Annotated in this window: 28 protein-coding genes; all 28 read right to left on the bottom strand. The window is 54.7% G+C overall.

Annotated elements, in window-relative coordinates; all coding sequences use genetic code 11:
* Positions 1–14 precede the first annotated feature (14 nt).
* The 28 genes from secY to rpoB all read right to left on the bottom strand — a co-directional run bounded on the left by secY (position 15) and on the right by rpoB (position 23,606).
* Positions 15–1,343, bottom strand: a complete 1,329-nt coding sequence (secY, locus tag K1567_RS19460) for a preprotein translocase subunit SecY (protein ID WP_003176406.1) — start codon at positions 1,341–1,343, stop codon at positions 15–17.
* Positions 1,344–1,781, bottom strand: coding sequence for a 50S ribosomal protein L15 (rplO, locus tag K1567_RS19455; RefSeq protein WP_016969471.1), 438 nt, complete (start codon positions 1,779–1,781; stop codon positions 1,344–1,346).
* 3 nt (positions 1,782–1,784) lie between these two features.
* Entirely contained in the window at positions 1,785–1,961 is a 177-nt protein-coding gene (rpmD, locus tag K1567_RS19450) for a 50S ribosomal protein L30 (RefSeq protein WP_003176408.1), read from the bottom strand.
* 2 nt (positions 1,962–1,963) lie between these two features.
* A complete protein-coding gene (gene rpsE / locus K1567_RS19445) occupies positions 1,964–2,464 on the bottom strand; it encodes a 30S ribosomal protein S5 (protein ID WP_010566852.1) in 501 nt (166 codons plus the stop codon).
* A gap of 3 nt (positions 2,465–2,467) precedes the next feature.
* Entirely contained in the window at positions 2,468–2,818 is a 351-nt protein-coding gene (gene rplR, locus K1567_RS19440) for a 50S ribosomal protein L18 (protein WP_003186037.1), read from the bottom strand.
* Positions 2,819–2,828: 10 nt separating this feature from the next.
* A complete protein-coding gene (gene rplF / locus K1567_RS19435; protein WP_003176412.1) occupies positions 2,829–3,362 on the bottom strand; it encodes a 50S ribosomal protein L6 in 534 nt (177 codons plus the stop codon).
* 12 nt (positions 3,363–3,374) lie between these two features.
* A complete protein-coding gene (gene rpsH, locus K1567_RS19430) occupies positions 3,375–3,767 on the bottom strand; it encodes a 30S ribosomal protein S8 (RefSeq protein WP_010566853.1) in 393 nt (130 codons plus the stop codon).
* 208 nt (positions 3,768–3,975) lie between these two features.
* On the bottom strand, positions 3,976–4,281 hold the full coding sequence (gene rpsN / locus K1567_RS19425) for a 30S ribosomal protein S14 (RefSeq protein ID WP_003176414.1): 306 nt from the start codon (positions 4,279–4,281) through the stop codon (positions 3,976–3,978).
* A 13-nt stretch (positions 4,282–4,294) separates the two neighbouring features.
* A complete protein-coding gene (rplE, locus tag K1567_RS19420) occupies positions 4,295–4,834 on the bottom strand; it encodes a 50S ribosomal protein L5 (protein WP_003194642.1) in 540 nt (179 codons plus the stop codon).
* A 22-nt stretch (positions 4,835–4,856) separates the two neighbouring features.
* Complete coding sequence (gene rplX, locus K1567_RS19415) at positions 4,857–5,171, bottom strand: 50S ribosomal protein L24 (protein ID WP_007896770.1); 315 nt, start codon at positions 5,169–5,171, stop codon at positions 4,857–4,859.
* 11 nt (positions 5,172–5,182) lie between these two features.
* A complete protein-coding gene (gene rplN / locus K1567_RS19410) occupies positions 5,183–5,551 on the bottom strand; it encodes a 50S ribosomal protein L14 (RefSeq protein WP_002555479.1) in 369 nt (122 codons plus the stop codon).
* A 23-nt stretch (positions 5,552–5,574) separates the two neighbouring features.
* Positions 5,575–5,841, bottom strand: a complete 267-nt coding sequence (gene rpsQ, locus K1567_RS19405; RefSeq protein ID WP_003176419.1) for a 30S ribosomal protein S17 — start codon at positions 5,839–5,841, stop codon at positions 5,575–5,577.
* A 2-nt stretch (positions 5,842–5,843) separates the two neighbouring features.
* Positions 5,844–6,035 carry a 50S ribosomal protein L29 gene (rpmC, locus tag K1567_RS19400; RefSeq protein WP_002555481.1) on the bottom strand — a complete coding sequence of 64 codons (192 nt, stop codon included), beginning with the start codon at positions 6,033–6,035 and terminating at the stop codon, positions 5,844–5,846.
* Positions 6,035–6,448: a 50S ribosomal protein L16 gene (gene rplP / locus K1567_RS19395; RefSeq protein WP_003176421.1), complete on the bottom strand. Its 414-nt coding sequence runs from the start codon at positions 6,446–6,448 to the stop codon at positions 6,035–6,037. The genes rpmC and rplP overlap by 1 nt, the downstream gene beginning before the upstream one ends.
* 12 nt (positions 6,449–6,460) lie before the next feature.
* Positions 6,461–7,147 carry a 30S ribosomal protein S3 gene (gene rpsC / locus K1567_RS19390; protein WP_003176422.1) on the bottom strand — a complete coding sequence of 229 codons (687 nt, stop codon included), beginning with the start codon at positions 7,145–7,147 and terminating at the stop codon, positions 6,461–6,463.
* 13 nt (positions 7,148–7,160) lie between these two features.
* Positions 7,161–7,493, bottom strand: coding sequence for a 50S ribosomal protein L22 (gene rplV, locus K1567_RS19385; RefSeq protein ID WP_003103908.1), 333 nt, complete (start codon positions 7,491–7,493; stop codon positions 7,161–7,163).
* A gap of 11 nt (positions 7,494–7,504) precedes the next feature.
* Positions 7,505–7,780, bottom strand: a complete 276-nt coding sequence (gene rpsS, locus K1567_RS19380) for a 30S ribosomal protein S19 (protein ID WP_002555486.1) — start codon at positions 7,778–7,780, stop codon at positions 7,505–7,507.
* Positions 7,781–7,796: 16 nt separating this feature from the next.
* Positions 7,797–8,621: a 50S ribosomal protein L2 gene (gene rplB / locus K1567_RS19375; protein WP_003186055.1), complete on the bottom strand. Its 825-nt coding sequence runs from the start codon at positions 8,619–8,621 to the stop codon at positions 7,797–7,799.
* Positions 8,622–8,635: 14 nt separating this feature from the next.
* On the bottom strand, positions 8,636–8,935 hold the full coding sequence (gene rplW / locus K1567_RS19370; protein ID WP_002555488.1) for a 50S ribosomal protein L23: 300 nt from the start codon (positions 8,933–8,935) through the stop codon (positions 8,636–8,638).
* Positions 8,932–9,534, bottom strand: a complete 603-nt coding sequence (gene rplD, locus K1567_RS19365) for a 50S ribosomal protein L4 (RefSeq protein WP_003176424.1) — start codon at positions 9,532–9,534, stop codon at positions 8,932–8,934. Before rplD ends, rplW begins: the two co-directional genes overlap by 4 nt.
* A gap of 12 nt (positions 9,535–9,546) precedes the next feature.
* Positions 9,547–10,182, bottom strand: coding sequence for a 50S ribosomal protein L3 (gene rplC, locus K1567_RS19360; protein ID WP_003194649.1), 636 nt, complete (start codon positions 10,180–10,182; stop codon positions 9,547–9,549).
* Positions 10,183–10,263: 81 nt separating this feature from the next.
* The gene (rpsJ, locus tag K1567_RS19355; protein ID WP_003186070.1) at positions 10,264–10,575 is read right to left on the bottom strand and encodes a 30S ribosomal protein S10; all 312 of its coding nucleotides are present in this window, start codon (positions 10,573–10,575) and stop codon (positions 10,264–10,266) included.
* Between the two features lie 156 nt (positions 10,576–10,731).
* Positions 10,732–11,925, bottom strand: coding sequence for an elongation factor Tu (gene tuf / locus K1567_RS19350; RefSeq protein ID WP_008374172.1), 1,194 nt, complete (start codon positions 11,923–11,925; stop codon positions 10,732–10,734).
* A gap of 30 nt (positions 11,926–11,955) precedes the next feature.
* Complete coding sequence (gene fusA, locus K1567_RS19345; RefSeq protein ID WP_034100998.1) at positions 11,956–14,061, bottom strand: elongation factor G; 2,106 nt, start codon at positions 14,059–14,061, stop codon at positions 11,956–11,958.
* 30 nt (positions 14,062–14,091) lie between these two features.
* Complete coding sequence (gene rpsG, locus K1567_RS19340) at positions 14,092–14,562, bottom strand: 30S ribosomal protein S7 (protein ID WP_002555493.1); 471 nt, start codon at positions 14,560–14,562, stop codon at positions 14,092–14,094.
* 118 nt (positions 14,563–14,680) lie between these two features.
* Positions 14,681–15,052 (bottom strand): 30S ribosomal protein S12, encoded by a 372-nt coding sequence (rpsL, locus tag K1567_RS19335; RefSeq protein WP_002555494.1) that lies wholly within the window; start codon positions 15,050–15,052, stop codon positions 14,681–14,683.
* Positions 15,053–15,268: 216 nt separating this feature from the next.
* A complete protein-coding gene (rpoC, locus tag K1567_RS19330) occupies positions 15,269–19,468 on the bottom strand; it encodes a DNA-directed RNA polymerase subunit beta' (RefSeq protein WP_034100999.1) in 4,200 nt (1,399 codons plus the stop codon).
* 64 nt (positions 19,469–19,532) lie between these two features.
* The gene (gene rpoB, locus K1567_RS19325) at positions 19,533–23,606 is read right to left on the bottom strand and encodes a DNA-directed RNA polymerase subunit beta (protein WP_034101000.1); all 4,074 of its coding nucleotides are present in this window, start codon (positions 23,604–23,606) and stop codon (positions 19,533–19,535) included.
* Between the last annotated feature and the right edge of the window lie 173 nt (positions 23,607–23,779).

Raw genomic sequence — 23,779 nt, 5'->3', positions numbered from 1 at the left:
AACCTTATGGGTACTCAGCGCAACATGCCGCTGCCGTAACCCTTCAGGTTGGCTTTCTTCATCAGGGATTCGTACTGGTGCGAAACGAGGTGCGATTGTACTTGGGACATGAAGTCCATCACAACCACGACCACGATCAGCAACGAGGTCCCGCCAAGGTAGAACGGAACGTTTGCCGCAACCACCAGGAACTGGGGCAACAGGCACACGGCCGTCATATATAGAGCACCGAACAGGGTTAAACGAGTCAAAACGCCATCAATGTAGCGTGCAGACTGCTCACCTGGACGGATACCCGGAATAAAGGCACCGGACTTCTTCAGGTTTTCCGCTACGTCTTTCGGATTGAACATCAACGCCGTATAGAAGAAGCAGAAGAAAATAATCCCTGCACTAAACAGCAGAATATTCAACGGCTGACCAGGAGCGATCGACTGAGAGAGGTCCTGCAGCCAGCCCATATTTTCAGACTGACCAAACCAGGTACCCAACGAAGCCGGAAACAGCAAAATGCTGCTCGCGAAAATTGCCGGAATAACACCGGCCATATTCACTTTCAGCGGCAAGTGGCTAGTCTGCGCGGCAAAAACCTTACGGCCCTGCTGACGCTTGGCGTAGTGAACAGCAATACGACGCTGGCCACGCTCAATGAACACCACAAAACCGATAATCGCTACTGCCAGCAAACCGATGGCAACCAAGGCGAAGATATTGATATCACCCTGCCGTGCAGACTCAAAAGACTGCCCAATCGCTCTCGGAAGACCGGCGACGATACCTGCGAAAATCAACATCGAGATACCGTTACCAACACCACGCTCAGTAATCTGCTCACCCAGCCACATCATGAACATTGCACCAGCCACAAAAGTGGAAACTGCAACGAAATGGAAGCCAAAGTCACCAGTGAACGCAACACCCTGCCCGGCCAGGCCAACGGACATGCCGATAGCTTGAACCAGAGCGAGGATGACAGTGCCGTAGCGGGTGTACTGGCTAATCTTGCGACGGCCAGCTTCACCTTCCTTCTTCAACTGCTCCAGCTGCGGGCTGACGGCGGTCATCAGTTGCATGATGATCGATGCCGAAATATACGGCATGATCCCCAGCGCAAAGATGCTCATCCGCTCCAGCGCGCCGCCGGAAAACATGTTGAACAAGCTAAGAATGGTCCCCTCATTCTGTCGAAACAGGTCTGCGAGTCGGTCCGGGTTGATACCTGGAACCGGGATGTGTGCGCCTATTCGGTAGACGATAATCGCCAGGAACAGAAAACGCAGACGAGCCCAGAGTTCAGACATACCGCCTTTGCCGAGCGCAGAGAGAGCACCTTGCTTAGCCATTTATTCCTCGAACTTGCCGCCAGCTGCTTCGATAGCCGAACGCGCACCTTTGGTGGCGCCGATTCCCTTGCCGATAGTGACAGCGCGAGTCACTTCACCGGACAGCATGATTTTCACACGCTGTACGTTGACGTTGATCACGTTGGCATCTTTCAGGGTCTGCAGAGTAACGATGTCGCCTTCCACTTTAGCCAGCTCGGACAGACGCACTTCTGCGCGATCCATGGCTTTCAGGGATACGAAACCGAACTTAGGCAGGCGACGATGCAACGGCTGTTGACCGCCTTCAAAGCCTGGAGCGATGGTACCACCGGAGCGGGAGGTCTGACCTTTGTGGCCACGGCCACCAGTCTTACCCAAACCGCTACCGATACCACGGCCCGGACGATGCTTTTCGCGACGGGAACCCGGCGCTGGACTCAGATCATTGAGTTTCATCGATTAACCCTCGACACGCAGCATGTAGTAAGCCTTGTTGATCATCCCGCGATTCTCGGGAGTATCCTGGACTTCTACAGTGTGACCGATGCGACGCAGACCCAGACCCTTAACACACAGTTTGTGGTTAGGGATGCGGCCGGTCATGCTTTTGATCAGCGTTACTTTAACGGTAGCCATGATCAGAAAATCTCCTGGACGCTTTTGCCACGCTTGGCGGCAATGGATTCAGGGGACTGCATAGCTTTCAAACCTTTGAAAGTGGCGTGAACCACGTTTACCGGGTTAGTCGAGCCGTAGCACTTGGCCAGAACGTTCTGAACACCAGCAACTTCGAGGACAGCACGCATAGCGCCACCAGCGATGATACCGGTACCTTCAGAAGCAGGCTGCATGTACACCTTCGAAGCGCCATGGGCGGACTTCATTGCGTACTGCAGGGTGGTTCCGTTCAGATCAACTTGGATCATGTTGCGACGAGCAGCTTCCATTGCCTTCTGGATCGCAGCAGGCACTTCACGCGACTTGCCACGGCCGAAGCCAACACGCCCTTTACCATCACCAACCACGGTCAACGCGGTGAAAGTGAAGATACGGCCGCCTTTAACGGTTTTGGCTACGCGGTTAACTTGAACCAGCTTCTCAATGTAGCCTTCGTCGCGCTTTTGGTCGTTATTTGACATAACTTAGAACTCCAGCCCAGCTTCACGAGCAGCATCAGCCAACGCTTTAACGCGGCCGTGGTACTTGAAGCCAGAGCGGTCGAAAGCCACTTGCGAGACGCCAGCGGCCTTAGCACGCGTAGCGACCAGCTGGCCAACCTTTGTGGCCGCGTCGATGTTGCCAGTGGCACCATCACGCAGTTCTTTATCCAAAGTCGAGGCGCTTGCCAGGACTTTGTTGCCGTCGGCCGAGATGACCTGGGCGTAGATGTGCTGCGACGAGCGGAACACGCAGAGACGCACGACTTCGAGTTCGTGCATTTTCAGGCGTGCTTTGCGAGCGCGACGCAGTCGAGTAACTTTTTTGTCGGTCATTTGCTATGCCCTACTTCTTCTTGGCTTCTTTACGACGGACGACTTCGTCCGCGTAGCGCACACCTTTGCCTTTGTACGGCTCTGGTGGACGGAAGTCGCGGATCTCAGCAGCCACTTGACCTACCAGCTGCTTATCGATGCCCTTGATCAGGATATCGGTCTGGCTAGGAGTCTCAGCGGTGATGCCTTCCGGCAGTTCGTAATCCACTGGGTGCGAAAAGCCAAGGGCCAGGTTCAAAACCGTGCCTTTTGCTTGCGCTTTGTAACCAACACCGACCAGCTGGAGCTTACGCTCGAAGCCTTGGCTTACGCCTTGGACCATGTTGTTCACCAACGCACGCGTGGTACCGGCCATTGCGCGAGTCTGTTGATCGCCATTGCGAGCAGCGAAACGCAGCTCACCAGCTTCTTCAACGATCTCAACGGACGAATGGATGTTCAGTTCAAGAGTACCCTTGGCACCCTTCACCGAAAGCTGTTGGCCTGCGAATTTGACTTCGACACCGGCTGGCAGCTTAACGGGGTTCTTAGCGACGCGAGACATGCTTATCCCCCCTTAGAACACAGTGCAAAGAACTTCGCCGCCGACACCGGCAGCGCGCGCAGCACGATCCGTCATCACACCTTTGTTGGTGGAGACGATAGACACGCCCAGACCGCCACGAACTTTCGGCAGATCTTCAGCGGACTTGTACTGACGCAGGCCTGGACGGCTAACGCGCTTCACTTCCTCGATGACCGAACGGCCTTCGAAGTACTTCAGCTCGATGGACAGCAGTGGCTTGGTTTCGCTGCTGATCTGATAACCCGCAATGTAGCCTTCGTCTTTCAGGACTTTGGCAACAGCTACCTTCAACTTGGAAGATGGCATGCTTACGACGGACTTTTCAGCCATCTGGGCATTACGGATACGAGTTAGCATGTCCGCTAACGGGTCCTGCATACTCATGGGCTAGACGCTCCTAATACAAAAAAATTAGCCTTGCGGCTACATATGTCGCCGAGAATCTCCGGGCATAGAAAACACGGGCTCAGGCGAGCCGGGTATTCTAGACACACTCCGGAAATGAAACAAGCCCCAAAAGGGGCTTGTTCCAGATTCAAGGTCACCGGCGGTCAGTATCTTGCGATACCAACCGCCTGGACTCTGAAAGTACTTACCAGCTGGCTTTAACCAGACCTGGGACGTCACCACGCATTGCCGCTTCACGCAATTTGTTACGGCCGAGGCCGAACTTGCGGTAAACGCCGTGTGGACGACCGGTCAGGCGGCAGCGGTTACGCATGCGCGAAGCGCTTGCGTCACGTGGCTGCTTCTGCAGAGCTACTGTAGCTTCCCAACGCGCTTCTGGACTTGCGTTCAGATCAACGATGATTGCTTTCAGTGCTGCACGCTTCTTGGCGTACTTGGCAACCGTGAGCTGACGCTTCAGCTCGCGGTTTTTCATGCTCATCTTGGCCATGGTCCTACTCCAATCAGTTGCGGAACGGGAATTTGAAAGCACGCAACAGGGCGCGACCTTCATCATCGTTCTTGGCAGTGGTGGTCAGGGTGATGTCCAGACCGCGGAGAGCATCGATCTTGTCGTAGTCGATTTCCGGGAAAATGATCTGCTCTTTCACGCCCATGCTGTAGTTGCCACGACCATCGAAGGACTTGGCATTCAGGCCGCGGAAGTCGCGAACCCGAGGCAGGGAGATCGACAGCAGACGATCCAGGAATTCGTACATACGCTCACGGCGCAGAGTTACCTTGACGCCGATCGGCCAACCTTCACGGACTTTAAAGCCAGCGATGGATTTCCGAGCGTAGGTCACAACGACTTTTTGGCCGGTGATCTTTTCCAGGTCAGCAACAGCATGCTCGATGACTTTTTTGTCGCCGATCGCTTCGCCCAGACCCATGTTCAGGGTGATTTTGGTAACGCGCGGAACTTCCATCACGTTCCCGAGCTTAAGTTCTTCCTTAAGCTTGGGGGCGATTTCCTTCCGGTAAATCTCTTGTAGTCGTGCCATGGTCTTATCTACCTAGCAGTGTTCAAGCATCAACCGCTTTTTGGGTCGACTTGAAGACACGAATTTTCTTACCGTCTTCTACTTTGAAACCAACACGATCAGCCTTGTTGGTTTCGCCGTTGAAGATGGCGACGTTAGAAGCGTGCAGAGGCGCTTCTTTCTCGACGATACCGCCCTGTACGCCCGACATCGGGTTAGGCTTGGTATGACGCTTGACCAGGTTCAGACCACCTACAACCAGACGGTCGTCAGCGAGAACCTTCAGCACCTTACCGCGCTTACCTTTGTCTTTGCCGGCGATCACGATGATCTCGTCGTCACGACGAATCTTTTGCATGTCGGATCTCCTTACAGCACTTCTGGGGCGAGCGAGACGATCTTCATGAACTTCTCAGTACGAAGTTCACGGGTCACTGGCCCAAAGATACGGGTGCCGATCGGCTCTTGCTTGTTGTTCAGAAGAACAGCAGCGTTGCCATCAAAGCGGATAATGGAGCCATCAGCACGGCGTACGCCGTGACGAGTGCGGACTACAACAGCAGTCATCACTTGGCCTTTTTTCACCTTACCGCGAGGAATTGCTTCCTTCACGGTAACTTTGATGATGTCACCGATACCAGCGTAACGACGATGGGAGCCACCCAGCACCTTGATGCACATAACACGGCGAGCGCCGCTGTTATCGGCCACATCGAGCATGGATTGAGTCTGAATCATATAATTTCTCCGACCCCTAGTCCTTAGACTTCCACAGCGCGTTCGAGAACATCAACCAATGCCCAAGACTTGGTCTTGGCAAGCGGACGAGTTTCACGAATAGTGACTTTGTCGCCGATGTGGCACTGATTGGTTTCGTCGTGCGCGTGCAGCTTAGTCGAACGCTTAACATATTTACCGTAGATCGGGTGCTTAACGCGACGCTCGATCAGAACGGTGATGGTTTTGTCCATCTTGTCGCTGACAACACGGCCAGTCAGCGTACGGACAGTCTTTTCGGCTTCAGCCATGATCACTTACCTGCCTGCTGGTTGAGCACAGTCTTCACGCGAGCGATGTCACGCTTAACTTGCGAGAGCAGATGAGACTGCCCCAACTGGCCAGTTGCTTTCTGCATGCGCAGATTGAACTGGTCGCGCAGCAAGCCGAGCAGTTGCTCGTTCAGCTGCTGTGCGGATTTTTCACGAAGTTCATTCGCTTTCATCACATCACCGTCCGTTTAACAAAGGAGGTGGCGAGTGGCAGCTTTGCAGCAGCCAGGGCGAAAGCCTCACGCGCCAGCTCTTCAGAAACACCCTCGATTTCATACAGGACTTTGCCTGGCTGAATCTGGGCTACCCAGTACTCCACGTTACCCTTACCTTTACCCATCCGCACTTCGAGAGGCTTCTTGGAGATCGGCTTGTCCGGGAATACACGGATCCAGATCTTGCCGCCACGTTTTACGTGACGGGTCAGAGCACGACGTGCTGACTCGATCTGACGAGCGGTGAGACGACCACGAGCTACAGACTTCAGCGCGAACTCGCCGAAGCTGACTTTGCTACCGCGCTGAGCCAGACCACGGTTGTGGCCTGTCATCTGCTTGCGGAACTTCGTACGCTTAGGTTGCAACATTTGGCGTACCCCTTACTTAGCAGCTTTTTTACGAGGCGCTGGTGCTTGTGGTTTCAGTTCTTCTTGGCGACCACCAATTACTTCGCCTTTGAAGATCCAAACCTTTACACCGATCACACCGTAAGTGGTGTGAGCTTCGTAGTTGGCATAGTCGATGTCGGCACGCAGGGTGTGCAATGGCACACGACCTTCGCGATACCATTCAGTACGTGCGATTTCAGCACCGCCGAGACGACCGCTCACTTGGATTTTGATGCCTTTGGCACCAATGCGCATGGCGTTCTGTACGGCGCGTTTCATAGCGCGACGGAACATTACGCGACGCTCCAGCTGCTGAGCTACGCTCTGCGCAACCAGCATACCGTCGAGCTCCGGCTTGCGGATCTCTTCGATATTGATGTGCACAGGCACACCCATTTGCTTGGTCAGGTCCTGACGCAGTTTCTCAACATCTTCACCTTTCTTCCCGATAACGATACCTGGACGAGCGGTGTGAATGGTGATACGTGCAGTTTGCGCCGGACGATGGATATCGATACGGCTTACGGACGCGCTTTTTAGTTTGTCTTGGAGATACTCACGCACCTTCAGATCAGCGAACAAATAGTCCGCATAAGTCCGACCGTCTGCGTACCAGACGGAGGTGTGCTCCTTGACGATTCCCAGGCGAATGCCAATGGGATGTACTTTCTGACCCATCTCTTCGACTCCGTTACTTGTCAGCAACCTTGACAGTGATATGGCAAGACCGCTTGACGATGCGATCAGCACGGCCTTTGGCACGTGGCATGATGCGCTTCAGCGAACGCCCTTCGTTGACGAAAACGGTGCTGACTTTAAGGTCATCAACGTCTGCGCCTTCGTTATGCTCGGCGTTGGCTACGGCCGACTCCAGCACTTTCTTCATGATCTCGGCGGCTTTCTTACTGCTGAAAGCCAACAGGTTGAGCGCTTCGCCCACCTTCTTCCCGCGGATCTGGTCGGCGACCAAGCGGGCTTTCTGGGCGGAGATTCGAGCGCCCGACAACTTAGCGGCTACTTCCATTTCCTTACCCCTTAACGCTTGGCTTTCTTGTCTGCCACGTGCCCACGATAAGTGCGGGTACCGGCAAACTCGCCCAGTTTGTGGCCGACCATGTCTTCGTTAACGAGAACGGGGACGTGTTGACGACCGTTGTGTACTGCGATGGTCAAACCGACCATTTGTGGCAGGATCATCGAGCGACGCGACCAGGTCTTAACTGGTTTGCGATCGTTCTTTTCCGCCGCCACTTCGATCTTCTTCAGTAGGTGAAGATCAATAAAAGGACCTTTTTTCAGAGAACGTGGCACTGTCGTATCCCTCTATTTACTTGCGACGACGGACGATCATTTTGTCGGTACGCTTATTACCACGAGTCTTCGCGCCCTTAGTCGGGAAGCCCCATGGCGATACCGGATGACGACCACCAGAGGTACGACCTTCACCACCACCGTGTGGGTGGTCAACCGGGTTCATGGCAACACCACGAACGGTTGGGCGAACGCCACGCCAGCGTTTGGCACCAGCTTTACCCAGCGAACGCAGGCTGTGCTCGGAGTTCGAGACTTCGCCCAGGGTCGCACGGCATTCAGCCAGTACTTTACGCATCTCACCAGAACGCAGACGCAGGGTCACGTAGACACCTTCACGAGCGATCAGCTGTGCAGAAGCACCAGCGGAACGAGCGATTTGCGCGCCTTTACCTGGCTTCAATTCGATGCCGTGTACGGTGCTACCAACTGGAATGTTACGCAGCTGCAGAGCGTTGCCCGGCTTGATCGGTGCCAAAGCACCTGCGATCAGCTGGTCGCCAGCGCTCACGCCTTTAGGGGCGATGATGTAGCGACGCTCGCCATCTGCGTACAGCAGCAGAGCGATGTGAGCAGTACGGTTTGGATCGTATTCGATACGCTCGACAGTGGCAGCGATGCCATCTTTGTCGTTACGACGGAAGTCGACCAGACGATAATGCTGCTTATGGCCACCACCGATGTGACGAGTGGTAATACGACCATTGTTGTTACGACCACCAGACTTCGATTTCTTCTCGAGCAGCGGTGCGTGAGGAGCGCCTTTATGCAGCTCCTGGTTGACCACCTTGACCACAAAACGGCGGCCAGGGGAAGTCGGTTTGCATTTAACGATTGCCATGATGCACCCCTTCCTTACTCAGCACTGCTGCTGAAATCGAGATCTTGGCCTGGCTGAAGGGAGATAACTGCCTTCTTCCAGTCATTACGCTTGCCCAGACCGCGAGCAGTGCGCTTGCTCTTACCCAGAACGTTCAGGGTAGTAACACGCTCTACTTTCACGCTGAACAGGCTTTCGACGGCCTTCTTGATTTCCAGCTTGGTTGCGTCAGTTGCAACCTTGAAAACGAACTGGCCTTTCTTGTCAGCCAGAACCGTAGCCTTTTCGGAAACGTGCGGGCCAAGCAGAACTTTAAATACGCGTTCCTGGTTCATCCCAGCAGCTCCTCGAATTTCTTCACGGCCGACACGGTGATCAACACCTTGTCGTATGCGATCAGACTAACTGGATCGGAACCTTGCACGTCACGTACATCAACGTGTGGCAGGTTACGAGCAGCCAGGTACAGGTTCTGATCAACAGCTTCAGACACGATCAATACGTCGGTCAGGCTCATGTTGTTCAGTTTGCCCAGCAGATCTTTGGTTTTTGGACTTTCAACAGCGAAGTCCTGAACCACGACCAGGCGATCAGTACGCACGAGTTCAGCAAGGATGGAGCGCAGAGCTGCGCGATACATCTTCTTGTTGAGCTTCTGAGAATGATCCTGCGGACGAGCTGCAAAAGTAGTACCGCCGCCGCGCCAGATTGGGCTACGGATAGTACCGGCACGAGCACGGCCAGTACCTTTCTGACGCCAAGGGCGCTTACCGCCACCACGAACGTCGGAACGGGTCTTTTGCTGCTTGCTACCTTGACGGCCGCCGGCCATGTAGGCCACGACTGCTTGGTGAACCAGCGTCTCGTTGAATTCGCCGCCAAATGTCAGTTCGGAAACTTCGATCGCTTGAGCGTCATTTACATTTAATTGCATGTCAGCTTCCCCTTAACCGCGAGCCTTGGCCGCTGGACGTACAACCAGGTTGCCGCCAGTAGCGCCAGGAACAGCACCCTTGACCAACAACAGATTGCGTTCAGCGTCGACGCGCACTACTTCGAGGGACTGCACGGTCACGCGCTCAGCGCCCATATGACCGGACATTTTCTTGCCCTTGAATACACGACCAGGAGTCTGGCACTGGCCAATAGAGCCCGGGACGCGGTGGGAGACGGAGTTACCGTGAGTGTTATCTTGGCCACGGAAATTCCAACGCTTGATCGTACCCTGGAAGCCTTTACCTTTGGACTGACCGGTTACATCAACCAGTTGACCAGCAGCGAAGATTTCAGCGTTGATCAGATCGCCAGCCTGGTAGTCGCCATCTTCAAGACGGAACTCCATAACAGTACGACCAGCTGCAACGTTCGCTTTAGCGAAGTGACCTGCTTGAGCAGCAGTCACGCGCGAAGCACGACGCTCGCCTACAGTGACTTGCACTGCACGATAGCCATCGGTTTCTTCAGTTTTGAACTGGGTGACGCGATTCGGCTCGATCTCAATGACCGTGACCGGAATGGAGACACCTTCTTCGGTGAAAATACGGGTCATACCGCATTTACGACCGACTACACCAATAGTCATGTTGTAAACCTCATGAGTGTACGGGGCTTTCACCCGCTATGGCCGCCCATTTCAGAGCGTTACACGACTAAGACCCAAGTCTTAGCCGAGGCTGATCTGTACTTCCACACCGGCCGCCAGATCGAGCTTCATAAGAGCATCAACGGTTTTATCCGTTGGCTGGACGATGTCCAGTACGCGCTTATGAGTACGGATCTCGTACTGGTCACGCGCGTCTTTGTTGACGTGCGGAGAGACCAGAACGGTGAACCGCTCTTTACGGGTAGGCAGTGGAATTGGACCACGCACTTGAGCACCAGTACGTTTCGCGGTTTCCACGATTTCCTGGGTGGATTGGTCGATCAGGCGATGGTCAAAAGCCTTCAACCTGATACGGATTTGCTGATTTTGCATTGGATTTCAGACTCCGGCTGCTATTCCCACCGAGCGCAATACGCCCGTTAAAAGGAGGCGCAATTCTATAGACGGCCCCGATAGGTGTCAACCCAATAAAAAAGCCCCCGCTGAGCGGGGGCTTTTTCAAAGCATCAAAGCAAACTCTAAAAGAGCTTACTCGATGATTTTAGCTACAACGCCAGCACCAACGGTACGGCCGCCTTCACGGATAGCGAAGCGCAGACCGTCTTCCATTGCGATGGTTTTGATCAGGGTAACAGTCATCTGAATGTTATCGCCTGGCATTACCATTTCAACGCCTTCTGGCAATTCGCAGTTACCGGTCACGTCAGTAGTACGGAAGTAGAACTGTGGACGGTAGCCTTTGAAGAACGGAGTGTGACGACCGCCTTCTTCCTTGCTCAGAACGTAAACTTCTGCAGTGAACTTGGTGTGCGGCTTAACCGAACCCGGCTTAACCAGAACCTGACCACGCTCAACGTCGTCACGCTTGGTACCACGCAGCAGAACACCGCAGTTCTCGCCAGCACGACCTTCGTCGAGCAGCTTACGGAACATTTCAACACCGGTGCAGGTGGTGACGGTGGTGTCACGCAGACCAACGATTTCCAGTGGATCCTGAACGCGAACGATACCGCGCTCGATACGACCAGTCACAACGGTACCACGACCGGAGATCGAGAATACGTCTTCGATTGGCATCAGGAACGGCTTGTCGGTCAGACGAACTGGCTCTGGGATGTAGGTATCCAGAGTTTCAACCAGCTTACGAACGGCAGTGGTGCCCATTTCGTTGTCGTCTTTGCCTTCCAGAGCCATACGAGCAGAACCGATGATGATCGGAGTGTCGTCGCCTGGGAAGTCGTAAGTGCTCAGCAGATCGCGCACTTCCATCTCAACCAGTTCCAGCAGCTCAGCGTCGTCTACCAGGTCAGCCTTGTTCAGGAAAACCACGATGTACGGAACGCCTACCTGACGGGACAGCAGGATGTGCTCACGGGTTTGTGGCATCGGACCATCAGCGGCCGAGCAAACCAGGATCGCGCCGTCCATCTGGGCAGCACCGGTGATCATGTTCTTCACATAGTCAGCGTGACCTGGGCAGTCAACGTGAGCGTAGTGACGAATAGTCGAGTTGTACTCAACGTGCGCGGTGTTGATGGTAATACCACGAGCCTTTTCTTCTGGAGCGCTGTCGATCTTGTCGAATTCAACTACGGCCGAACCGAAAACTTCGGAGCAGACGCGAGTCAGAGCAGCGGTCAGAGTGGTTTTACCGTGGTCAACGTGGCCGATGGTGCCAACGTTTACGTGCGGTAGGGAACGATCAAATTTTTCTTTAGCCACGACAATTAACTCCTTGCCTAAAGGACTGAATCAGCCTTGTTTTTTGGATACAGTTTCAGCGATGTGCGCCGGAGCTGTGTTGTATTTTTTGAATTCCATAGAGTAGCTTGCGCGACCCTGAGACATGGAACGAACGTCGGTCGCATAACCGAACATCTCACCCAACGGAACCTCGGCGCGAATCACTTTGCCGGAAACCGTATCTTCCATACCCAAGATCATGCCGCGACGACGGTTAAGGTCGCCCATGACATCACCCATATAGTCTTCAGGTGTAACAACTTCTACCGCCATGATTGGCTCAAGCAACTCACCACCGCCCTTCTGGGCCAGTTGCTTGGTTGCCATGGAAGCAGCCACCTTAAACGCCATCTCGTTGGAGTCGACGTCGTGGTAAGAACCGTCAAAAACGGTTGCTTTCAGGCCGATCAGCGGATAGCCGGCAACAACACCGTTCTTCATCTGCTCCTCGATACCCTTCTGGATAGCAGGGATGTATTCCTTAGGAACAACACCACCTACTACTTCGTTCACGAATTGCAGACCTTCCTGACCTTCGTCAGCAGGTGCAAAACGGATCCAGCAGTGACCGAATTGACCACGACCGCCGGACTGCCGAACGAATTTGCCTTCGATTTCACAGTTCTTCGTGATGCGCTCACGATAGGAAACCTGAGGCTTACCGATGTTGGCTTCGACGTTGAACTCACGGCGCATCCGGTCTACCAGGATGTCCAGGTGCAGCTCGCCCATGCCGGAGATGATCGTTTGACCAGTCTCTTCATCAGTCTTGACGCGGAAAGATGGATCTTCCTGAGCAAGCTTGCCCAGAGCGATACCCATTTTTTCCTGGTCATCCTTGGTCTTAGGCTCTACCGCAACCGAGATAACCGGCTCCGGGAAGTCCATGCGAACCAGGATGATTGGCTTAGCAGCGTCGCACAAAGTTTCACCAGTGGTGACATCCTTCATGCCGATCAGGGCCGCGATGTCGCCAGCGCGAACTTCCTTGATCTCTTCACGGGCGTTTGCGTGCATCTGCACCATACGGCCCACACGCTCTTTCTTGCCTTTAACCGAGTTGATCACGCCGTCGCCGGACGCCAACACGCCCGAGTAAACGCGGACAAAGGTCAAAGTACCCACGAATGGGTCGGTAGCGATCTTGAACGCCAGAGCCGAGAACGGCTCGCTGTCGTCAGCGTGACGCTCCATCTCTTCTTCCTCGTTATCAGGGTTAGTACCCTTGATAGCAGGAATGTCAGTAGGGGCAGGCAAGAAGTCGATAACGGCGTCGAGAACCAGGGGAACACCCTTATTCTTGAAGGAAGAACCACAAACAGCCAAGACGATCTCACCAGCGATAGTACGCTGACGAAGAGCGGCCTTGATTTCCACGTTGGTGAGTTCTTCACCTTCGAGGTACTTGTTCATCAGTTCTTCGCTGGCTTCGGCAGCAGCCTCGACCATGTTGTTGCGCCACTCATCAGCCAGTTCCTGCAATTCAGCAGGGATAGGCTTACGAACAGGAACCATACCCTTGTCGGCATCGTTCCAGTAGACAGCTTCCATGTTGATCAGATCAATCTGACCCTGGAAGTTATCTTCGGAACCGATAGCCAACTGGATCGGCACCGGAGTGTGACCCAAACGCTGCTTGATCTGACCGATCACGCGCAGGAAGTTGGCACCAGCACGGTCCATCTTGTTTACGTAAACAAGACGCGGCACGCCGTATTTGTTGGCTTGACGCCATACAGTTTCCGACTGAGGCTCAACACCCGAAGTACCGCAGAACACAACGACAGCGCCGTCGAGCACACGCAGGGAACGCTCAACTTCAATGGTGAAGTCCACGTGGCCCGGGGTATCGATTACGTTGAAGCGATGCTCGTCTTTGTACTGCTTCTCAGAACCTTTCCAGAAGGCGGTAATAGCAGCAGAAGTAATGGTAATACCACGCTCCTGCTCCTGAACCATCCAGTCTGTGGTCGCGGCGCCGTCATGCACCTCGCCCATTTTGTGACTTTTGCCGGTGTAAAACAGTACGCGCTCAGTGGTGGTGGTTTTACCAGCATCCACGTGTGCGACGATACCGATGTTACGGTAGCGGCTAATCGGAGTAGTACGAGCCATAAAGCCCTCGCAAAATTAGTGAAGCTAAAATTAGAAGCGGTAGTGCGAGAAAGCTTTGTTGGCTTCAGCCATACGGTGCACGTCTTCACGCTTCTTAACAGCAGCACCTTTACCTTCAGCAGCGTCCAACAGTTCGCCGGCCAAACGCAGAGCCATAGACTTCTCGCCACGCTTACGGGCGAAGTCTACCAACCAGCGCATTGCCAGAGCGTTACGACGGGACGGACGAACTTCAACCGGAACCTGGTAAGTAGCACCGCCTACACGGCGCGACTTCACTTCGACCAGCGGAGCGATGGCGTCGAGAGCTTTCTCGAAGATTTCCAGGGGGTCGCTGTTCTTGCGTTCTTTAACCTTTTCCAGCGCGCCATAAACGATACGCTCGGCAACGGCTTTCTTGCCGCTTTCCATTACGTGGTTCATGAACTTGGCCAGAATTTGGCTTCCGTATTTTGGATCGTCAAGCACTTCGCGCTTGGCTGCTACGCGTCTTCTTGGCATGGATAAGCCCTCAAACGGTCTTCAGGTTCGCTCGGAATCGGTGCCCTTTCGGGACGCCTCCGACCTTACTCTTATCGACTCAGAAAATAAGATGATTCAGGTTTGCAAAAAGCCGCTACTACTTAGGCTTCTTGGTACCGTACTTCGAACGACCCTGGTTACGACCCTTAACGCCGGAAGTATCCAAGGAACCGCGTACGGTGTGGTAACGAACACCTGGCAAGTCTTTTACACGACCGCCGCGGATCAGTACCACGCTGTGCTCTTGAAGGTTGTGGCCTTCACCGCCGATGTACGAGGAAACCTCGAAACCGTTGGTCAGACGCACACGGCATACTTTACGCAGTGCCGAGTTAGGTTTTTTCGGCGTAGTGGTATACACACGAGTGCATACGCCACGACGTTGCGGGCAGTTCTGCAGCGCAGGCACGTCGGATTTCTCGACGATACGCTTACGCGGCTGACGTACCAGCTGGTTGATAGTTGCCATCTACTAGCTCCACTGTTGTCTTGCGACGCTATTGTCTTGCAAGAAAAGCAAAATGGCAGGAACGAATTCCCGCCAAATTTAGGGGTACAAGAGTCTAAAGAGGATCTTGCCCCCAGTCAAGGCAAGGCCCCGACCTCCCCACCCATCGAACTGAAGCAAAATTGCCTCAATCCGACGAACGGAGCTGTCAGGGCCTAGACTCATCTATCGCAGAACTCAGTTACCGCTTGAGTTCAGCGCTTCGGTCAGTGCAGCTTCCACTTCACTGGCGCTTACGCGCAACGGCTTGTCGGCATCACGACGACGCTTGCGCTCGCTGTGATAAGCCAAACCGGTACCGGCTGGGATCAAACGACCCACAACCACGTTTTCTTTCAGACCGCGCAGGTAGTCGCGCTTGCCGGTTACCGCTGCTTCGGTCAGTACGCGGGTGGTCTCCTGGAAGGAGGCCGCCGAGATAAACGACTCAGTGGACAACGAGGCCTTGGTGATACCCAGCAGTACGCGAGTGAACTTGGAAACGAACTTATCTTCGTTCGCCAGACGCTCGTTTTCCACCAGCACATGAGTCAGTTCCATCTGGTCGCCCTTGATGAAACTGGAATCGCCGGATTCAGCGATTTCAACTTTACGCAGCATCTGACGCAGGATGGTCTCGATGTGCTTATCGTTGATCTTCACGCCCTGCAGACGGTAAACGTCCTGGATCTCGTTCACGATGTACTTGGCCAGCGCACTTACACCCAGCAGACGCAAGATGTCATGTGGATCGCTTGGACCGTCGGAGATAACTTCGCCGCGGTTTACCTGCTCGCCTTCGAACACGTTCAGGTGACGCCACTTCGGAATCAGCTCCTCATATGGATCACTACCGTCGTTCGGGGTAATGACCAGACGGCGCTTGCCTTTGGTCTCTTTACCGAACGCGATGGTGCCGCTGACTTCAGCCAGAATCGACGCCTCTTTCGGACGACGAGCTTCGAACAAGTCGGCAACACGCGGCAGACCACCGGTGATGTCGCGAGTCTTCGAAGTTTCTTGCGGGATACGCGCGATAACATCACCGATCGCGATCTTAGCGCCGTCAGCCACACCGACGAGGGCGTTTGCTGGCAGGAAATACTGAGCGATTACGTCAGTGCCTGGCAGCAACAGATCCTTGCCGTTGTCATCGACCATCTTCACGGCTGGACGGATATCTTTACCGGCAGCTGGACGGTCTTTCGCGTCAAGTACTTCAATGTTGGTCATACCGGTCAATTCGTCAGTCTGACGCTTGATCGTGATGCCTTCTTCCATACCCACGTAGGTCACGGTACCTTTCATTTCGGTAACGATTGGGTGAGTGTGCGGATCCCACTTGGCCACGATTGCGCCAGCGTCGACCTTGTCACCTTCTTTAACCGAAATCACAGCACCGTACGGCAGCTTGTAACGCTCACGTTCACGACCGTAGTCATCAGCGATTGCCAGCTCGCCGGAACGGGACACCGCAACCAGGTGACCATCCACTCGCTCAACGTGCTTGAGGTTGTGCAGGCGGACAGTACCGCCATTCTTCACCTGAACACTGTCAGCCGCGGAGGTCCGGCTTGCCGCACCACCAATGTGGAACGTACGCATGGTCAACTGAGTACCCGGCTCACCGATGGACTGGGCAGCGATAACGCCGACCGCTTCACCGATGTTCACCTGGTGACCACGAGCCAAGTCACGGCCATAGCACTTGGCGCAAATGCCGTAGCGGGTTTCGCAGCTGATCGGCGACCGAACAATCACTTCGTCGATGCTGTTGAGCTCGATGAACTCAACCCACTTCTCATCTACCAGAGTGCCGGCAGGAACGATAACTTCCTCGGTACCTGGCTTGAATACGTCACGGGCAATAACACGACCCAATACGCGCTCACCCAACGGTTCTACAACGTCACCGCCTTCAATGTGCGGAGTCATCAGCAGGCCGTGCTCGGTGCCGCAATCGATCTCGGTTACAACAAGATCTTGTGCAACGTCTACCAGACGACGAGTCAGGTAACCGGAGTTAGCGGTTTTCAACGCGGTATCCGCCAGACCTTTACGAGCACCGTGAGTGGAGATGAAGTACTGAAGTACACTCAACCCTTCACGGAAGTTCGCGGTAATCGGCGTTTCGATGATGGAACCGTCCGGCTTGGCCATCAGACCACGCATACCGGCGAGCTGACGGATCTGCGCAGCAGAACCCCGTGCGCCCGAGTCGGCCATCATGTACATCGAGTTGAAGGACTCCTGGTCAACTTCGTCGCCGTGACGGTCGATGACTTTCTCTTTCGAGAGGTTGGCCATCATCGCCTTGGAAACTTCATCGTTGGCCTTGGACCAAAGGTCGATCACCTTGTTGTACTTCTCGCCCTGGGTTACCAGGCCGGACGCGTACTGGCTTTCGATCTCTTTCACTTCGTCGGTGGCTGCACCGATGATGCGGGCTTTTTCATCCGGGATAACGAAGTCGTTAACACCGATGGAAACGCCGGAAATGGTCGAATAAGCAAAACCGGTGTACATCAACTGGTCAGCGAAGATAACGGTCTCTTTCAAGCCAACCACGCGGTAGCACTGGTTGATCAGCTTGGAGATCGCCTTTTTCTTCATTGGCAGGTTGACGACATCGTACGACAGACCTTTTGGCACAACCTGATACAACAGCGCACGGCCGACAGTGGTGTCGACGATACGGGTATTGGTCACGCTGCCGCCATCACGGTCGTTGACGGTTTCGTTGATCCGCACTTTAACCTTGGCGTGCAGTGCGGCTTCGCCGGCACGGAACACACGGTCAACTTCCTGCAGGTCAGCGAACACACGACCTTCGCCTTTGGCGTTGATCGCTTCACGCGTCATGTAGTACAGACCCAATACAACGTCCTGCGACGGAACGATGATTGGCTCACCGTTGGCTGGCGACAGAATGTTGTTGGTCGACATCATCAACGCACGCGCTTCCAACTGGGCTTCCAGGGTCAGCGGTACGTGAACGGCCATTTGGTCGCCGTCGAAGTCGGCGTTGTACGCAGCACAGACCAGGGGGTGCAGCTGGATAGCCTTACCTTCGATCAGTACCGGTTCAAACGCCTGGATACCCAGACGGTGAAGGGTCGGTGCACGGTTGAGGAGAACCGGGTGTTCGCGAATCACTTCAGCGAGAACGTCCCAAACCTCTGGCAGTTCGCGCTCGACCATTTTCTTGGCCGCTTTGATGGTGGTTGCGAGACCGCGCATTTCCAGCTTGCCGAAGATGAACGGCTTGAATAGTTCAAGCGCCATTTTCTTAGGCAGACCGCACTGGTGCAGACGCAGGGTCGGGCCTACGGTAATTACCGAACGACCGGAGTAGTCAACACGCTTACCGAGCAAGTTCTGACGGAAACGACCTTGCTTACCCTTGATCATGTCAGCCAGGGATTTCAAAGGACGCTTGTTCGAACCGGTGATAGCGCGACCACGACGACCGTTGTCGAGCAATGCATCGACAGCTTCCTGCAACATACGCTTTTCGTTGCGCACGATGATGTCCGGAGCGGACAAATCGAGCAAGCGTTTCAAGCGGTTGTTACGGTTGATCACGCGACGGTACAGGTCGTTGAGGTCGGACGTTGCGAAACGACCACCATCCAACGGTACCAGCGGACGCAGGTCTGGCGGCAGAACCGGCAGAACGGTCAACACCATCCATTCTGGCAAGTTGCCTGAACCTTGGAAGGCCTCCATCAACTTCAGACGCTTGGACAGCTTCTTGATCTTGGTTTCGGAGTTGGTTTGCGGAATTTCTTCGCGCAGACGGCCAATCTCGTGCTCCAGGTCGATAGCGTGCAGCAGTTCGCGTACAGCTTCGGCACCCATGCGAGCATCGAAATCATCGCCGAACTCTTCCAGCGCTTCGAAGTACTGCTCATCGTTCAGCAACTGACCTTTTTCAAGGGTGGTCATGCCTGGATCGATAACGACATAGCTCTCGAAGTAGAGAACGCGCTCGATATCACGCAGGGTCATGTCCATCAGCAAGCCGATACGGGACGGCAGCGATTTCAGGAACCAGATGTGGGCAACCGGCGAAGCCAGTTCGATGTGCGCCATGCGCTCACGACGAACCTTGGCCAGCGCAACCTCAACGCCGCACTTCTCGCAGATCACACCGCGGTGCTTCAAGCGCTTGTACTTACCGCACAGGCACTCGTAATCTTTTACCGGGCCAAAGATCTTGGCGCAGAACAGACCGTCACGCTCTGGTTTGAACGTACGGTAGTTGATGGTTTCCGGCTTTTTAACTTCACCGAACGACCACGAACGGATCATCTCAGGCGATGCCAATCCAATACGGATGGCGTCGAACTCTTCGACTTGACCCTGGTTTTTCAGCAAATTCAGTAGGTCTTTCAAGGCCTTTCCTCCTGGCGGAGCAGAGAGCGGGCATCACTGCCACGCTCTCGATTCGCGTCACGTGTTATTCGGTTTCCAGATCGATATCGATGCCGAGGGAACGAATTTCTTTGATCAACACGTTGAAAGACTCGGGCATGCCCGGCTCCATACGGTGATCGCCGTCCACGATGTTTTTGTACATCTTGGTCCGACCGTTCACATCGTCCGACTTCACTGTGAGCATTTCTTGCAGAGTGTAAGCAGCACCGTATGCTTCCAGTGCCCAGACCTCCATCTCCCCGAAACGCTGACCACCGAACTGAGCCTTACCACCCAGCGGCTGCTGGGTAACGAGGCTGTACGATCCGGTAGAACGGGCGTGCATCTTGTCGTCTACCAAGTGGTTCAGCTTCAGCATGTACATGTAGCCAACAGTAACCGGGCGCTCGAACTTGTTACCGGTACGGCCGTCGAACAGCTGCATCTGGCCACTTTCCGGCAGGTCAGCCAGTTTCAGCATGGCCTTGATTTCGCTTTCCTTGGCACCGTCGAACACCGGGGTAGCCATTGGAACGCCGCCGCGCAGGTTCTTCGCCAGATCCAGGATTTCCTGATCGGAGAAGGTGTCCAGCTCTTCGTTGCGACCGCCGATCTCGTTGTAGATCTCGTGCAAGAACTTACGCAGGTCAGCAACCTTGCGCTGCTCTTCGATCATACGGTTGATCTTCTCGCCCAGACCTTTAGCCGCGAGGCCCAGGTGAGTTTCGAGGATCTGACCAACGTTCATACGCGAAGGTACGCCCAGCGGGTTGAGGACCACATCGACCGGGGTGCCATTGGCATCGTGCGGCATGTCTTCAACCGGCATGATCACGGAGACCACACCTTTGTTACCGTGACGACCGGCCATCTTGTCGCCCGGCTGGATGCGACGGCGGATTGCCAGGTAAACCTTGACGATTTTCAGCACACCTGGAGCCAGGTCATCGCCCTGCTGCAGTTTGCGCTTCTTATCTTCGAACTTGTCATCCAGCAGACGGCGACGATCAACGATGTAGGCCTGGGCCTTCTCGAGCTGCTCGTTCAAAGCATCTTCAGCCATACGCAGTTTGAACCACTGGCCGTGCTCAAGACCGTCGAGGACTTCATCAGTGATGTCTTGACCTTTCTTCAGACCGGCGCCGCCTTCAGCTTTGTGACCTACCAAAGCGGAGCGCAGACGTTCGAAGGTCGCGCCTTCAACGATACGGAACTCTTCGTTCAGATCCTTACGGATCTCGTCGAGTTGGGTCTTCTCAATGGACAGAGCACGAGCATCACGCTCAACGCCGTCACGGGTGAAGACCTGTACGTCGATGACAGTACCCTTGGTACCGGTAGGCACGCGCAAGGAAGTGTCTTTAACGTCGCTGGCTTTTTCACCGAAGATGGCACGCAGCAGCTTCTCTTCTGGCGTCAGTTGGGTCTCGCCTTTCGGAGTAACCTTACCAACCAGAATGTCGCCTGCACCAACTTCAGCGCCTACGTAAACGATACCGGCTTCGTCCAGCTTGTTCAGTGCAGCCTCACCCACGTTCGGGATGTCTGCAGTGATTTCCTCAGGCCCAAGCTTGGTGTCACGCGCCACACAGGTCAGTTCCTGAATGTGGATCGTGGTGAAGCGATCTTCTTGAACAACACGCTCGGACAGGCAGATGGAGTCTTCGAAGTTGAAGCCGTTCCACGCCATGAAGGCGATGCGCATGTTCTGACCCAGCGCCAGTTCACCCATATCGGTGGACGGGCCGTCGGCCATGATGTCGCTGCGCTGAACACGATCACCCTTGCTCACCAGCGGACGCTGGTTGATGCAGGTGTTCTGGTTCGAGCGGGTGTATTTGGTCAGGTTGTAGATGTCGACACCGGCTTCGCCAGTTTCAACTTCGTCATCGGCAACACGAACCACAATACGGCTAGCATCAACGGAATCGATTACACCGCCACGACGCGCCACGACGCAAACGCCGGAGTCACGCGCTACGTTGCGCTCCATGCCGGTACCTACCAGCGGCTTGTCAGCGCGCAGGGTTGGTACAGCCTGACGCTGCATGTTGGAACCCATCAATGCGCGGTTGGCGTCATCGTGCTCCAGGAACGGAATCAGGGACGCTGCAACCGAAACTACCTGCTTCGGCGAAACGTCCATCAAGGTGACGTCTTCCGGCGCCTTGACGGTGAACTCGTTCAAGTGACGAACAGCTACCAGCTCATCGATCAGGACTTTCTTGTCGTTCATCGTGGCCGAAGCCTGAGCGATCACGTGATCAGCTTCTTCGATGGCGGACAGGAACACGATCTCGTCGGTGACCAGAGCGTCTTTCACCACACGGTACGGGCTCTCGAGGAAACCATATTGGTTGGTGCGCGCATAGGCGGCCAAGGAGTTGATCAGACCGATGTTCGGACCTTCCGGCGTTTCGATCGGACAAACACGACCGTAGTGCGTCGGGTGTACGTCACGAACTTCGAAGCCAGCACGCTCACGAGTCAGACCGCCCGGGCCCAGTGCCGAAACACGGCGCTTGTGGGTGATCTCGGAGAGCGGGTTGTTCTGGTCCATGAACTGGGAAAGCTGGCTGGAGCCGAAGAACTCTTTCACCGCTGCGGCCACTGGCTTAGCGTTGATTAGGTCTTGCGGCATCAGGCCTTCGCTTTCAGCCATCGACAGACGCTCTTTGACCGCACGCTCAACACGTACAAGGCCAACGCGGAACTGGTTCTCGGCCATTTCGCCTACGCAGCGAACACGACGGTTACCCAGGTGGTCGATGTCATCGACGATGCCTTTGCCGTTACGGATGTCGACCAGAGTCTTCAGTACCGCGACGATATCTTCCTTGCACAGCACGCCCGAACCTTCGATCTCGGTACGACCGATACGACGGTTGAACTTCATCCGACCGACCGCAGACAGGTCGTAACGCTCAGGGCTGAAGAACAGGTTGTTGAACAGGGTTTCGGCAGCGTCTTTGGTTGGTGGCTCACCAGGACGCATCATGCGATAGATCTCGACCAGCGCTTCCAATTGGTTGCTGGTGGAGTCGATCTTCAGAGTGTCGGAGATGAACGGACCACAGTCGATATCGTTGGTATACAAGGTCTCGATGCGAACGACCTGAGCCTTGGCGATTTTGGCCAGGATCTCGGTGTTCAGCTCGGTGTTGCACTCGGCCAGGATTTCGCCTGTGGCTGGGTGAACGATAACCTTGGCGGTCGTGCGACCCAGGACGTAGTCCAGAGGCACTTCCAGCTCTGTAATACCGGCTTTTTCGATTTGATTGATATGGCGCGCAGTGATACGACGGCCAGCTTCAACAATAACCTTGCCTTTTTCATCCTGGATATCCAGAACGGCAATTTCACCACGCAGACGCGACGCGATCAGTTCCAGCTTGAGGGTTTCATCCTTCAGACTGAATACGTTGGTGGTGTAGAAGGCATCAAGCACTTGCTCAGTGGTGTAGCCGAGCGCACGCAGCAGTACCGAAGCCGGCAATTTACGACGACGGTCGATACGCACGAACACGCAGTCTTTAGGGTCGAATTCGAAGTCCAACCACGAACCACGGTACGGAATGATCCGCGCGGAGTACAAGAGCTTACCGGAGCTGTGCGTCTTGCCGCGGTCGTGGTCGAAGAACACGCCCGGGGAACGGTGCAGCTGGGAAACGATAACACGCTCGGTACCGTTGATAACGAAGGTACCGTTTTCAGTCATCAATGGGATTTCGCCCATGTAGACTTCTTGCTCTTTGATGTCCTTGATCGCTTTGTTCGACGATTCTTTGTCGAAAATGATCAGACGGACTTTTACCCGCAAAGGTACGGCGTACGTAACGCCACGCAACACACATTCTTTGACATCAAATGCCGGTTCGCCCAGGCGATAACCCACGTACTCCAGCGCAGCATTGCCGGAGTAGCTGATGATCGGGAAAACGGATTTGAAGGCCGCATGCAGGCCCACGTCGCGGAACTGATCTTTGGTCGCTCCCGCCTGCAAGAATTCACGATACGAATCCAGCTGGATAGCCAGAAGGTACGGGACATCCATGACGTCCGGCAACTTGCTAAAGTCCTTGCGGATACGTTTTTTCTCAGTATATGAGTAAGCCATCAGCGTTCCCCAGCTTGGTCACCTGCTTGTTTGGCCCCTCCGACGGGAGCAGCCAGAAAATCTTGCAAACCCCATGGTTTGCACCACCGCATCGGGTGGCTACAGCGCGTTAATGGCGGCGACCGAGTCGACAGCCAAGAACGGAAAAAGGCCGGTGGCAAGAGCCACCAGCC

It is taken from the genome of Pseudomonas sp. S5F11, assembly GCF_019641515.1.
In the GTDB taxonomy this organism is placed as follows: Bacteria; Pseudomonadota; Gammaproteobacteria; order Pseudomonadales; family Pseudomonadaceae; genus Aquipseudomonas; species Aquipseudomonas rhodesiae.
The sequence above is the reverse complement of the archived record's forward strand: the minus strand, read 5'-3'. Positions and strand labels throughout refer to the sequence as shown.